The 13,701-nt window shown below is 47.9% G+C and carries 9 protein-coding genes; 5 read left to right on the top strand and 4 right to left on the bottom strand.

Annotated features, from left to right (window positions below; genetic code table 11):
- Positions 1-96 precede the first annotated feature (96 nt).
- Positions 97-2,712: an ATP-dependent chaperone ClpB gene (gene clpB, locus KVT36_RS28700; RefSeq protein WP_217606877.1), complete on the bottom strand. Its 2,616-nt coding sequence runs from the start codon at positions 2,710-2,712 to the stop codon at positions 97-99.
- A gap of 248 nt (positions 2,713-2,960) precedes the next feature.
- On the opposite strand from clpB, the gene KVT36_RS28705 reads away from it, so the two are divergent.
- On the top strand, positions 2,961-4,247 hold the full coding sequence (locus tag KVT36_RS28705) for an OmpA family protein (protein WP_217606878.1): 1,287 nt from the start codon (positions 2,961-2,963) through the stop codon (positions 4,245-4,247).
- 10 nt (positions 4,248-4,257) lie between these two features.
- Here KVT36_RS28705 and KVT36_RS28710 read toward each other — a convergent pair whose 3' ends face one another.
- The 3 genes from KVT36_RS28710 to KVT36_RS28720 all read right to left on the bottom strand — a co-directional run bounded on the left by KVT36_RS28710 (position 4,258) and on the right by KVT36_RS28720 (position 10,277).
- Positions 4,258-6,174 (bottom strand): DUF3857 and transglutaminase domain-containing protein, encoded by a 1,917-nt coding sequence (locus tag KVT36_RS28710; RefSeq protein WP_217606879.1) that lies wholly within the window; start codon positions 6,172-6,174, stop codon positions 4,258-4,260.
- A 2-nt stretch (positions 6,175-6,176) separates the two neighbouring features.
- Entirely contained in the window at positions 6,177-8,192 is a 2,016-nt protein-coding gene (locus KVT36_RS28715; RefSeq protein ID WP_217606880.1) for a transglutaminase domain-containing protein, read from the bottom strand.
- Positions 8,193-8,306: 114 nt separating this feature from the next.
- Positions 8,307-10,277, bottom strand: coding sequence for a DUF3857 domain-containing protein (locus KVT36_RS28720; RefSeq protein ID WP_217606881.1), 1,971 nt, complete (start codon positions 10,275-10,277; stop codon positions 8,307-8,309).
- 158 nt (positions 10,278-10,435) lie between these two features.
- Between KVT36_RS28720 and queG the strand changes: the two genes are divergently transcribed.
- From queG to KVT36_RS28740, 4 genes are all read left to right on the top strand, one after another.
- The gene (gene queG, locus KVT36_RS28725; RefSeq protein WP_217606882.1) at positions 10,436-11,362 is read left to right on the top strand and encodes a tRNA epoxyqueuosine(34) reductase QueG; all 927 of its coding nucleotides are present in this window, start codon (positions 10,436-10,438) and stop codon (positions 11,360-11,362) included.
- Positions 11,363-11,603: 241 nt separating this feature from the next.
- Positions 11,604-12,146, top strand: a complete 543-nt coding sequence (locus KVT36_RS28730; protein ID WP_217606883.1) for an alpha/beta hydrolase — start codon at positions 11,604-11,606, stop codon at positions 12,144-12,146.
- Between the two features lie 68 nt (positions 12,147-12,214).
- Positions 12,215-12,490, top strand: coding sequence for a helix-turn-helix transcriptional regulator (locus KVT36_RS28735; RefSeq protein WP_089919322.1), 276 nt, complete (start codon positions 12,215-12,217; stop codon positions 12,488-12,490).
- Positions 12,491-12,624: 134 nt separating this feature from the next.
- Positions 12,625-13,701 (top strand): efflux RND transporter periplasmic adaptor subunit, encoded by a 1,077-nt coding sequence (locus KVT36_RS28740; protein WP_217606884.1) that lies wholly within the window; start codon positions 12,625-12,627, stop codon positions 13,699-13,701.

Here is a 13,701-nt window from a genome sequence, read left to right on the forward strand (position 1 = left end):
TGTGTGTTTATACCAAATGTAAATAAAAAACCCGGGCGAAGAATCGTCCGGGTATTTCCTTGTAACTGTATATCGTTATATTTTGTCAATGCTCGTTTAATGCTGCCCGTTACCGTTGTTCCTGATCACTACTACACCGTCAAACACATCTACCAGTACCGGCTTGCTCTTATCAATCTCACCTGACAGGATCTTCTTGCTTAACAGGTTCACAATCTCTTTCTGGATCAGGCGTTTCAGCGGGCGGGCGCCGAACTGCGGATCATAACCCTGTACAGACAGGTAATCCAAAGCGTAATCAGAGAACTCAAGTATCATGCCGTTTCTGGCCATCAGCTCTTTGAGCTGCTGCAGCTGTATGGTGATGATACCTTTGATCTCTTCCCGCATCAGCGGCTGGAACATGATCACTTCATCCACCCTGTTCAGGAACTCCGGACGAATGGTTTGTTTCAGCAGGGTCATTACTTCCTCACGGGTAGCGTCCACTACTTCTTCACGGTTCTTTTCATTGATCTTCTCAAAATTCTCCTGGATAATGTGGCTACCCATGTTGCTGGTCATAATGATGATGGTGTTCTTAAAGTTCACCACACGGCCCTTGTTGTCTGTTAAACGGCCATCGTCCAGTACCTGTAACAGGATGTTGAAAGTGTCAGGGTGTGCTTTCTCAATTTCGTCCAGCAACACCACGGAGTAAGGTTTACGTCTTACGGCTTCTGTAAGTTGTCCGCCTTCTTCATACCCGACATATCCCGGGGGCGCACCTACTAACCTGCTCACGGCATGTTTCTCCTGGTACTCACTCATATCTATCCGCGTCATCATGCTCTCATCATCAAACAGGTAATCTGCCAGCGCTTTCGCTAACTCCGTTTTACCTACACCGGTAGTTCCCAGGAAAATAAAGGAGCCAATAGGCCTTTTAGGATCCTGTAACCCGGCACGGCTGCGGCGGATGGCGTCTGCCACTGCAATAATGGCTTCTTCCTGTCCTACCACCCGTTTGTGTAATTCATCTTCCAGTCTTAACAACTTATCCCGCTCACTCTGCATCATACGCGTTACCGGTATGCCGGTAGCTTTGGCTACATTTTCGGCTATATCTTCCGCGTCCACTTCCTCTTTCAACAAGCGTTTGTGGTTGTCAGACAATTCATTCAGCTCCGCTGTGTACTTTACAACCAGCTGCTCCTGTTCTTTTACCTTGCCGTAGCGGATCTCTGCTACTTTACCATACTCACCGTTCCTTTCCGCCTGTTCGGCTTCCTGTTTCAGATCTTCAATTGCAGCTTTCGCATTCTGTATCCTGTCCACTACTTCTTTTTCCTCCTGCCACTTAGCTTTGAAGGTGTTCCTTTCTTCGCTCAGGCGGGCTATTTCGGCATTTAACTCCGACAGCTTTTCTTCATCATTTTCACGTTTAATGGCCTCGCGTTCAATTTCCAGCTGCCGGATCCTTCTCTCCAGTTCATCCAGCTCTTCCGGCATGGAGTTCATTTCAAGCCGCAGCTTGGCTGCGCTTTCATCTATGAGGTCAATGGCCTTGTCAGGTAAAAAGCGGTCGGTAATATAACGTTGTGATAATTCTACTGCCGCAATAATGGCTTCATCTTTTATTCTTACATGGTGATGGGTTTCATAGCGTTCTTTTAACCCTCTCAGTATAGAGATGGCGTCTTCTGCGCTGGGCTCATCTACCATTACGCGCTGGAAGCGGCGTTCCAGGGCTTTATCTTTTTCAAAATATTTCTGGTACTCATTCAGCGTGGTGGCGCCAATAGCACGCAGCTCCCCGCGCGCCAGGGCCGGCTTTAAGATGTTGGCTGCATCCATAGCGCCTTCCATTGCCCCTGCACCAATGAGCGTGTGTATCTCATCTATGAACAGGATGATCTGTCCTTCGCTTTCCGTTATTTCCTTTATTACAGCTTTCAGCCTTTCTTCAAACTCACCGCGGTATTTGGCGCCGGCCATCAATGCACCCATATCCAGGGCAAAGATGGTTTTGGAGCGCAGGTTATCCGGCACGTCGCCGTTAATGATGCGGTGCGCCAGCCCTTCTACGATGGCTGTTTTACCAACACCCGGCTCACCTACCAGTATAGGATTGTTCTTGGAACGGCGGGAAAGGATGTGGAGCGTTCTCCGGATCTCTTCATCCCGGCCTATCACAGGATCCAGCTTGCCGGCGCTGGCCAGCTCATTCAGGTTTTTGGCATATTTCTGCAGGGAATTGTACTGCGCATCGGCTGTCTGGGAATTAACCGTATTACCTTTACGCAGATCTTTTACAGCGGCCTTCAGGCCCTTTTCCGTTAAACCGGCATCTTTCAGCAATTTGGCAGTATCATCGTTGCCGCCCAGTAACCCAAGCAGCAGGTGTTCTACACTTACAAATTCGTCTTTAAACTCTTTGATGCTGCTGCCGGCGCGCAGTAAGGCACTGTTAGCGTCGCGGCTCAGGGTTTGTGCCGGTTCTGCACCGGATACCCTGGGATATTTCTTTAATTGCTCATCCAGCTTACCGGAGATAAAACCGGTATTTACATCATTCTTCTTGAGTAAATACGCGATGGAGTTATCTTCATCTTCTACCAGCGCTTTTAACAGGTGGCCTGTTTCAATGGCCTGCTGCTGGCTGTTAAAGGCCAGCTGCTGCGCCTGTTGCAGCGTTTCCTGGGATTTGATGGTAAAATTGTTGAGGTTCATTATCTTAAATTTTCTCCTTTTGTTATTGAATTTAGTCTGTTGACCATGGCTCCTTAACAACAAATCACGCTCCAACCCCATTTACTGGCAATTTTGGCATATTTAACACGCTTTCACTGCACTTTTTTCAGGTTGAGGTAGCTTTAGCTGCTATTATTTCAGAGGGTCCCATGGTCGATGGTCCACGGGCGACTAAACAAATCGCCCAGCCTGCCTGTTTATGTTATACACCCAAAAAATAGCACCCCATGTCTTTTGACTTACTGACCGCTGTTAAAGGTCTTTTCACCAGCGATGTTATTTCCCAGGCCGCAACGCGGCTGGGCGAAAGTGAATCCGGCGTACAGAACGCCGTCAGCGGTATTATTCCCGCCTTACTCACCGGCCTTTTATATAAAGCCGGCCCGCAGGGCGATTCCAATGGCGCCCTTAACCTGGCCAAAGAAGCGGCCGGCGCCAATACCACCGGTACTATTATCAGCAGCCTGCAAAACAATGCAGGTGGCTGGGTAGGTAAGGGTACGGAGCTGTTACAGGGTCTTTTCGGCCATAAAATTGGGGACCTTACCAGCGCTATTGCGGCTTATGCCGGTATCCGGGAATCATCTGCCGGCACCCTGCTGCATGCAGCCACCCCGGCTGCCCTGGGCGCTGCAGGAGAATATGCCGCTGACCAGCACCTGAGCGGCAGCAGCTTCCTGGCCTTTTTGAACAGCCAGAAAGAGCAGATCCTTTCTGCCGTGCCCCCCGGGTTTAACCTGGCCGGTTTATTAGGCTTAGGCAGCCTTACGGAGCTAAGCCGTAAGCTCTCCAACATGGCAGCCGGTTTTGCCAGCACGGCATCCGGCAAAACCTCCGAAACCATGACGCAAACCGCCCAAAAGGCGGCCGGCAGCACCCGCTGGTTATGGTCGCTGTTATTGATATTAATAGCCATTATATTACTCTGGTACCTGGTAAAAGGCTGCGGCGGAGGTAAAACCACAGATACCGTGATCACGGATACCGTAAGCGCCGAAACCATGATGGATACGGCCATGGCGCAGGTAAGCACCCCGGAAGTAGTAACGCGTGAAAGTATTAAGGTAAGCCTGCCGGATGGTACGGTGCTGGATGCATATAAAGGAGGTATTGAAGATCAGCTGGTAGCTTTCCTGAAAGATGACAGCAAACAACCCGGTAAGGAGATATGGTTCGACTTTGATAACCTGAACTTTACTACCGGCAGCGCCAACATTAGCCCGGAAAGCAAACCGCAGCTGCAGAACATTGCGGATATCCTGCGGGCATTTCCCAAAGCAAAGATCAAAATAGGCGGTTATACAGACCGTTCGGGCGATAGCCTGGGTAACATTAAGCTGTCCCAATCCCGGGCAGATGCGGTACGTAATGCACTGTTAAAGCTGCATACAGATGCGGCGCAATTAACAGACGCTGAAGGATACGGCTCACAGTTTGCCAAAGCACCGGCTACCGCTTCTGATGAAGAAAAAAAACACGACCGGCATATTTCTGTGAGTGTGCGGGAAAAGTGAGGCCCATCGCCTACTCTTTTTTCACCAAAACAATCTTACCCCGATCTGCCTTATACATGCCTTCATAAAACTGTTCCAGCTCAGGGAAAGTGCTGGCCGGGAAAGTGCCGGCATTGCGCTGTACGGTACGTATATACGTTATAGTACTATCCTTTACCAATACTACCGATGCATAGGTACCGAACCGGCTTTTTAACAGTGTGGGCTTCGGCAATGTTTCTGTAGTGTAGCCAGCAGGAATGGCAAGCAATACTGTATCCACATCCGTATAGGCAAATACCTGCCGAATATCGGAACGGCGCTGCTCCTCGGTATTAATGCGGATGGAGCTTTTATTCAGGACATTGGGCTCAATGAACATCCGCTTGCCGCTAATAGAAACATAGTTACGGGCTGTTATATCCAACTGCTGCTCAATGGCTGGTATAATGCTGCTTTGTTCATTGCAGTTATAACTGTTCACATCATAGCTAGGCAGGGAAAGTGCCGTACGGATCCATTCCATTAATTTCCCGCGCGATAAAGTATGCAATCTTTCCTTCAGATCGTCCTGCTGCAGGCCGGTGCTGATAGTATGCACCTGTGCCTGTACGTTGCCCTCTGGCGTAATATGTGCTTCCAGCCGCTGTAGCTGCTGATTTTGCTGAGTGCCATAGGCCGGTGTGTGTATCAGCTTTCCCCCGTTCTCTGTAATGATCAGTACCGGGCGGTCAGCTGTAAACCCGCTTAAATAACCGGCAGGTAAATAAGCACTGGTACATTCCAGCCAGGTAGTGTCTTTACCACGCGGTACACAGGCGATCATGTGATTAAACTGATTGCTGGGAAAATCATTTTCAAACTCAATTTCCCCGTCGCCCGCATGCACCAGCGTACAATAGGCTGTAATGCCCGCTTCTTTTAACAGGGCGCACATGTAGTTGGAAAGCGCCTTACAATCGCCATAACCCTTATTAGTTACGTAATCCGCATCAAAGGTTTGCCAGCCGCCTATGCCCAGCTGTATGCTCACATAACGGGTATGCTGCTGTAAATATTGGTACAGCACCCGGATCTTTTCTGAAGGATCGCTAATGCCATCTGTTAGCTGGTGCACCGTTTGTTTGGCTGCTGCGGGCAGCACATCCCGGTCTTTATTCAGCGCATACATAAACTTACCGTATTCCTCCCAGCTGTTCATGTTTCCTTTGTAATCGCCCATTTCAAAATCGCTGGGCGCCAGCAAAATAGCGGTAGTACGGCGGCGCCAGCTTGGGGCCATTATTTCATCTGGCCTTGCTTTGATCTGTTTGGCCTCCCAGGTATAAGTGCGTGTATCCTTCTCCGTAGCTATTTGCGGGGCTCCTTCATATAATACCTGCCGGTACCGTAATTGGTATACCAGCGGCATACTTACCAGCAGACGGCTTTGCTCTACGGCCATATCCCGGGCATCCTGCGGCACCCAGCCGGGAAAAAAAGCAGTACAGTTATAATCCATTGTTATTTCATACTCTATCGTATAGGGATATACGCTGTAGTAAAAAGAATGCTGTTTTACCCGGCTGTCGGAGATCATGGAACCATCATAAGCTGCCCGGTCTGTAATATCGCTTTGCTTCAGCTTTTTAATGGCCTTCCCACTGGCATCATATAACACCCCATGGATGGAGCGGATGGTCCGGAACTTATCATACTGCTCTACCATGTTGGCATACTCCGCCCCGGATTCATCCAGCACGGTGATCACGTAATGGTTAACCAGCCGCGCCTCGCCGGCACCTGTTAACTTAAACTGCACCTCTTCCCAGCGCTTTACTGCATGGGCGCCTGCTTTCAGCTCCGCAGGAATAGCAGCAGCCGGGTATTCCGGGTCGCCTGCTTTGGCCGTGGCAGCGGCTAACAGTAAAAGGCAGCAGCAGGAAAAGGATAACAATAATGTACGCATGATCATTTTTTCTTTTTCAGTACGATCTGTTCACCCTGTTTCTTCACGATCATATCAAAAAAGTCACGCAGGGTTTCGTATTCTTCCGGCATAAAGAGCGCCTTGTCCAGCTTTATACGGGAACGGAACTGTATAAAGTTATCGTTCTTAGCAATCAGGTACTGGAACAGGCCTTCATCATCATTGTACTTTACCATAGCGGGTTTAGGCAGCTCCTCCACTTCATAACCAGCCGGTATTTCCAGATTCATGGTATAGATCTCGTCAAAAGTGGCCGGCATTTCTACCGGGTAAAAACGTGTGGCCGATTTAAAGGGATTGGTTTTGGTAGCTTCGCCAAACATCGGGTTCAGGTACAGCATATCTTCATCACCGGGCTGCCATTCAAACTCATAGGATAAACCTAAAGGCACATCCAGGCTGTCTGTATTTAACAAAGCAGTATTGCTCAGCTTTGAATAGGTTTTGGCAATATCCTTAAAACATTCCTCTTTACCTTTTTCATGTATCAAGCCACGCAGGTTATAGGATTCAAAGTAAGAAGGCCGTTGCTGGAAAGTTCCTTTCAGCGCACCGTTCTCTCCTGCCGCCAGTATTACACTGGTGATCTTTTGTTCCCGCAGGGAATCTGCGCTAAAAAAAGTGGGAGTAGCTTCTTCATCCATAATACGGGCATGGCCGTTATAACAGGAGGCATGCAGCTTACCGAAACCCAGCGGGTAAGATGCATCCAGGTAGGCAACAAGGTTATCACCCAACTGCAATTCCACTACGGTATAATTAAAGCGGCCTAATATAGGATATAAGGGATTCACTATACCATGACTGCGGGTACTTAGCAGCACCGGGTATGCTTTTAGTCCTGCTTTGCGCAGCATGGCCACCAGCAGCAGGTTAATATCTGTTACATTCCCGTTCTTAGTAGTGAACACCGTTTTCATGGATTTATCCATGTACAGCGAGGAGTGATCGTTACAGGTAAAGTTATTTCTCACATAAGAAAAGATCTTACGGGCTTTTTCTTCATCAGATTTAGCGCCTTGCGTAAGGCCATCTACCACATCGCTCATGTAACCATTGTTCTTATCCAATCCGCCGCCATAAGAGCTTTCTTTCATCAGGTCCTCCACCAGCTTGGGCCAGGTGCCCAATACCGGTTTCACAATACCGCCCGGTGGTTTAATGGCAGCCAGCTGAAAATCGATCTTGGTAATGTGGTTGTTAATACTGGTGGTAAAAGCTTCTTCTTTCAGCGCAGGCACCTCTTTAGCTACCCAGTGGTAAATAGTAATATTAGCTTTTACATCCGCCTGCTCTGTTCTTGAAGTGGCAGGTTCACCGTACCCGCTGTTGGCGCTCACCCGGAAAGGAAAGGTATGCTGTGATTCCTCTTTTTTACCTGTTAACGGATGATACCCCTGTGATATAAAAACATATTCATAAAACTCAGGGATGGCGGCCGTGTATTCACTCCAAAGAATAGGATACTCTCCCTGGAAGGCCCAGGGCTGCAGGTTAAAGATAAAAGGAGAAGTCACCGTGTAGGTATATTCAATAATAGATCCTTCCTTTACGGCCGGCAGTGTGAACTTCTTTGCGCGGTGGTTCTTATCCAGCTCCTCGGTGAATACGCTTTTGCTATCCATCCGGGTATCTACTACCTTCCCATCCTCCAGGTTATAGGTAACGGCTTTAAGGTTGCTCACCTTCTCCTCATCATTGCCGCTTACATACAGGTAAATTTCTTCATTGGCGGCTTCATAACCTGTTTTGTCCAGGATCTTAACCCGCCGGTAGCGGGTGTACACTAAGCGCAGATCACTCTGATAAGCTTCAAATTCTGTGGATCCAACATCTGCCAGCACCACGGCATGTGCGCCGGTATCCAGCTCGTAACGGGATTTCTGGAAATCGTCCGGGGAGATCTTTCCATACCGGATCTTGTTCTTCTCTTGTGCTACCGTTGTTAAGGTCAACAAACAACCGGTAAGAACAATTACTGCTCGTTTAAATTGCATATAGGGATAAATAAAACTGTGGCGAAAGTAATTATTTTACTATTCCAGGCCATCACACGAACGGGGCAGTCGCAAAACGCCCGCTTATCCCAATTTTAACCCGCACCGGCTGCCTTATTTTTTCTTTTTCAGCACAATCTGCTCGCCCTGTTTCTTCACGATCATATCATAAAAGCTACGCAGGGATTCATATTCATCCGGCGGAAAATAAGTTTTGTTAAGCCTTATACGGGAACGGAATTGAATAGCAGCATCCGTTTTTTCTATTACATACTGGAACAGTCCTTCGGTATCATTAAACTTTACTACGGTAGATTTAGGCAGCTCCTCTACTTCATAACCAGCCGGTATCTGCATATTCAGCACATAATCATATGCTACTTTAGCAGGCATTTCTACGGGGTATAAACGCTGCTGCGATTTAAAGGGATTACTTTGCAGAGCCTCTCCCAGCATGGGATTAATGTATAACATCTCGTCGTCCCCGGTGTTCAAAGCAAAGTCATATTTTATTGTCACCGGCGCATCCAGGCTATCCAGGTCCGCAATCTCCGCCCCGCTTAGCTTTGGATATGATTTGGCCAGCGAGTTAAAGTAGGCTTCTTTGCCTTTATCATGTATCACCCCGCGCAGGTTATAGGAATTATTATAGCTAAGCCATTGCTGTAAAGAACCTTTCAGACCGTCTTTATCTGCCACCAGGAAAATAGCAGTGGTTCTCTGATCGGGTAAGGAATCTGCATTAAAACTTACGGCCCTGGCGGCGGTATCCAGTATGCGGGCATGGCCGTTATAACAGGAGGCGTGCAGCTTACCAAAACCCAGGGCATAGGCCGCATCCAGGTAATGAGGGCCATCTGCCAGCTCTACATCTGCTATGGTGTAATTAAATTTAGAGATCAAAGGATATTGAGCATTCGTATACCCATGCCTGCGGGTGCTTAATATCACCGGGTAAGCTGTAAGCCCGGCCTTGCGCAGCATAGCCACCAGCAGCAGGTTCACTTCCGCTACATTACCGTTCCTGCTGGTGAAAACACTTTTTAATGATTTATCCATGTACCGGGCATTATAATCGGTACAGGCATAATTGTTCCTTACATAGGCGTAAATGTTACGTGCCTTTTCTTCATCAGATGCAGCGCCTTGCGTAAGCTGTGAAACTATATCGTTCAGGAAATTGTTGTAGTTGTCCAGGGGAGCGCCATAGCTCTCACTTTTCATCATATCCTTAGCAAGCTGTTGCCAGGTACCCATTATCTGTTCCACAGGATTACCCGGGTATTTTCTGGCAGCAAGCTGGAAGCTTATTTTAGTAATGTGGTTAATAAGGCTGGTGGTAAAAGCTTCCTCTTTTAACACCGGCACGTCTTTAGCTACCCAACGGAAGGTGCTCACGTTTGCGTTCATAGTAAAGTGTTCCGTTTGCCCGGAGCTTGTTCCATATACACCTTTCGGATCATAGTGAAAGGAAAAGGTTTTCATCGCATCTTCCCGCGTTTTAGTTTCAAACTTCTGATAACCCTGCGCATTAAAAACATACTCGAGGACCTGGGGAATACCAACGGAATATTCACTCCATAATACGGGGTATTCTCCCTGGAAATACCAGGATGGCAGGATAAATTCAGAAGGGTATGTAACGGTGTAGAAGAACTCAATAATGGAGCCCTCCTTTACGGCCGGCAGCGTAAATTTCTTTACCCGCTGTTCTTTATCTATCTCCTGGGTAAATACATCTTTACTATCCATTTTAGTTTCCACCACCTGCCCGTTCACCAGGTTATAACAGGCTGCTTTAAGGCTGGTCAGCTTTTGTTCATCATCGCCACTCCCGTACAGGTAAATTTCTTCATTGGCAGCTTCGTACCCGGTTTTATCCAGGATCTTCACCCGCCTGAAGTATTTATACAATAAATTAAAATGAGCGTCCTTCGTTATAAACTCAGTGGAGCCTATATCTGCCAGCACTACGGCATGCGCGCCGGTATCCAGCTCATAACGGGTTTTCTGGAAATCATCCGGGGAGATCTTTCCGAACCGGGTTTTGTTTTTCTCTTGTGCGAGTGCTGATAAGGTAAACAAACAACCGGTTAAAGCAATAATTGTCCGCTTAAATTGCATATAGGGATAAATAAAACAGGGCCAAAAATAAACCTTTTCCCATTGCGCCCCTATAACACGAACAGGGCAGCGCCCGGCCTGCCGGGTTATAACAGTATGTTTTGTACCTTGCAGGGGCAATGCTAACGGCTATAGAAAAGAATACGCGCTTTATTAAACAACAGGCAGCAGCACTGGGCTTTGACCATTGCGGTATTGCCCGCGCCGTGCAGCTGGATACGGATGCCCGCCGCCTGGAAGAGTGGCTGCACAAGGGCATGCATGGCTCCATGCATTATATGGAGAACTATTTTGATAAACGTATTGATCCCCGGAAGCTGGTAGATGATGCACAATCTGTAATAACCCTGTTATTAAATTACTACCCTGCGGAACAGCAGCACCCGGAAGCCCCCAAAGTAGCAAAGTATGCATACGGTAAGGATTACCACGAAGTAATTAAAGCAAAGCTGAACACCCTGCTATTGCAAATGCAGGAGCAGATAGGTGAAGTAAGCGGCCGCGGGTTCGTAGATTCCGCACCTGTGCTGGAACGCAGCTGGGCGCAGCGCAGCGGCTTAGGATGGATAGGTAAGAACGGTAACCTGATACATAAGCAGGCCGGCTCTTTCTTTTTTATTGCAACGCTGATCACCAACCTTCCGCTGGAATATGATTCGCCTGTTGGCGACTATTGCGGCAGCTGCACCCGCTGCCTGGATGCCTGCCCCACACAGGCTTTGGTAAAACCGGGCGTAGTAGATGGCAGCCGTTGCATCTCTTATTATACTATTGAGCTAAAGGATATGCTGATCCCCGCTGAAATGCAGGGCCGCTTCCAGGACTGGATGTTCGGTTGTGATATTTGCCAGGATGTTTGCCCCTGGAACCGCTTTTCAAAACCAAATAAAACTGTGGAGTTTGTCCCCATTCCTGAAATACTTAACTTCAGCACGCGCGACTGGGAAGCCTTATCTGAAGAGGCTTTCAGGGAGATATTCCGTTACTCTCCGTTAAAAAGAGCTAAGCATAAAGGCATACAACGTAATTTGAAATTTATAAGTTAAGTACTACATTTGTACAAAGCAGCAGCAATAAAATAGACAATACATTTCTCCAGCGTAATCCGCTGTTCCATTTCCTTCATAAACTATTATGCGCAACATAAATTATTCGTTAAAGATCTTATGGACCTGAGTGCCATAACGTGGAATTTTAGCATTAAAAAAGGCCGAATTCCTTCGGCCTTTCTTTTTTTCTGCATTTAACGTACATTGTATATCCATCTTTCTAAACCGTCTGGTATTTATGGATATAAGCGTTCTGACTGCTCCTGGATTGGGCAGCTCCGGTCCTTTACATTGGCAAACATTATGGGAACAGCAGCCTGGCATTCAACGGATCGAACAAAAGAACTGGGATACGCCGGTATGTGCAGAGTGGGTTGCACAAATAGAGCAGGCAGTGGCGGCCGCAGGCCCGCAGGTGGTTATTGTGGCGCATAGCCTGGCCTGTATAGCGCTGGTACACTGGGCCGCGCAAACAAAGCTACATATCAAGGGCGCCCTGCTGGTAGCGCCGGCTGATGCGGAACGCCCATCTTTCCCAAAGGAAGCCAAAGGCTTCTCTCCCATTCCCTTACAGCCTCTTCCCTTTAAAAGCATTGTAGTGTCCAGCACGAATGATGATTACACCACACCGGAACGTTCGCACCTGTTTGCAGATGCATGGGGCAGCCGTTTTGTGAACGCCGGTCCCAAAGGACATATTAACGCCAGCTCCGGGTTAGGGGAATGGCCGGAGGGACAGAAATTGTTAAAAGAATTGCTCCATGACTGGAATACCCTTTGAATTGCTGGATAACTTCATTTAAAGCTGTAATTTCGCTTTTCAATTGCTATAAGCTAAAAGATTATTGTATGGATACCAAGAAAGTGGAGAAGATTGCCAAAGCGCTAGCAGACCCTAACCGTCTATTGATCTTAAAGGAGTTAAGAAAAAACCAGGACTGTTTGTACTGTTCCGATATGTATGAATTTATAGATCTTACCCAACCCTCTATCTCCCACCACCTGAAACAGCTGTCCGATGCAGAGCTGGTAATTCCTGTAAAAGAAGGCCGCTACGTAAAGTACCATTTGAACGCTGCAATGATAGACCAGTACGTTGAATTTTTACAGACCTTAAAAAGCTGACACTTTTTTTACATTCAATCTATCGAAACATTTCAATACGTCTATATCTTTGTAGCCCGGATGAACTTTTTGGGTTTCCCAGGTTCTAACCAATCGAAACATTTAAATAAGTCTATAACAAAGTACCCTTTTTTATGAAGCATCAGTTATTGTTATTCCGTTCCGGCATCAGCCTGCTCCTGCTCTCTTCCCTGATCTCAGTGTTGCTGCAGGCCTGTGCCACCAGGGCCAGTGAAAAAGAGCCCGCACCCGCCGCCACCGCAGCATCTACAGCCATTCCGGCTGACGGCCATATTGTACGTACCAGCAACTTTAGCGATGAGCTGGAGATCACCGGCTCCCTGGTAGCCAACCAGGAAGTAAGTATTGTAAGCGAGCTGCAACGCAAAGTTGTGCAGGTACATGTAAAAGAAGGTAATGTAGTTTCCGCAGGCACCCTGCTGTTCCAGCTGGATGATGCAGACCTGCAGGCCGACCTGGAAAGGATACACCAGCAGGAGAAGCTGGCTATCCTGAATGAATCGCGCCTGAAAGACCTCATAGAGCATGATGCAGCCGTGCAGCAGGATTATGACCAGGCTATCACTAACCTGAAAGTGCTGCAGGCAGAGATCCGCGCGCTGCAGGTTACCATTGCCAAAACACGCATCCGTGCGCCGTTTAATGGCCGTATAGGTATTATCCGCGCTTACCAGGGCGCTTTGGTATCTGCCAACACCGTGCTTACAAACATTGTGGACGACAGCCGTATTAAAGTTGAGTTCCAGGTACCGGAAAAATATGCAAACCTGATCAGCATTGATGAGCAGCAGACTTTTAGCGTAGCATCTGATACGATGCAGCATCACGCTATCGTGATTGCAAAAGAATCCAGCCTGGATGCGCAAACCCGCACGCTGCTGATAAGAGCTATTACGCCCAATGCGCAGCACACGCTGGTTCCCGGGCAAAGCGCACGTTTAACATTATCCCTGCACACTGCAGACAATGCACTGAAGATCCCCAGCCAGGCGCTGATGCCATCTTCACAGGGATACGCGGTATACGTATCTAAAAATAAAACCGTTCAATTCACAGAAGTACAGATAGGACAACGCGGCGCTTACGATGTACAGATCTTAAAAGGATTAGCCGCCGGTGATACCGTGATCACCAGCAACCTGCTGCGCCTTACACCCGGTGCAGCCGTGGACCTGGTTACGGTTAAATAA

The sequence above is a fragment of the Chitinophaga sp. GbtcB8 genome (genome assembly GCF_019091455.1).
Lineage (GTDB): Bacteria > Bacteroidota > Bacteroidia > Chitinophagales > Chitinophagaceae > Chitinophaga.

Bases quoted from the DNA above. Each gene is read 5' to 3' on its own strand.
- clpB (WP_217606877.1), bottom strand. From the start codon at position 2,712: ATGAACCTCAACAATTTTACCATCAAATCCCAGGAAACGCTGCAACAG.
- KVT36_RS28705 (WP_217606878.1), top strand. From the start codon at position 2,961: ATGTCTTTTGACTTACTGACCGCTGTTAAAGGTCTTTTCACCAGCGAT.
- KVT36_RS28710 (WP_217606879.1), bottom strand. From the start codon at position 6,174: ATGCGTACATTATTGTTATCCTTTTCCTGCTGCTGCCTTTTACTGTTA.
- KVT36_RS28715 (WP_217606880.1), bottom strand. From the start codon at position 8,192: ATGCAATTTAAACGAGCAGTAATTGTTCTTACCGGTTGTTTGTTGACC.
- queG (WP_217606882.1), top strand. From the start codon at position 10,436: ATGCTAACGGCTATAGAAAAGAATACGCGCTTTATTAAACAACAGGCA.
- KVT36_RS28730 (WP_217606883.1), top strand. From the start codon at position 11,604: ATGGATATAAGCGTTCTGACTGCTCCTGGATTGGGCAGCTCCGGTCCT.
- KVT36_RS28735 (WP_089919322.1), top strand. From the start codon at position 12,215: ATGGATACCAAGAAAGTGGAGAAGATTGCCAAAGCGCTAGCAGACCCT.
- KVT36_RS28740 (WP_217606884.1), top strand. From the start codon at position 12,625: ATGAAGCATCAGTTATTGTTATTCCGTTCCGGCATCAGCCTGCTCCTG.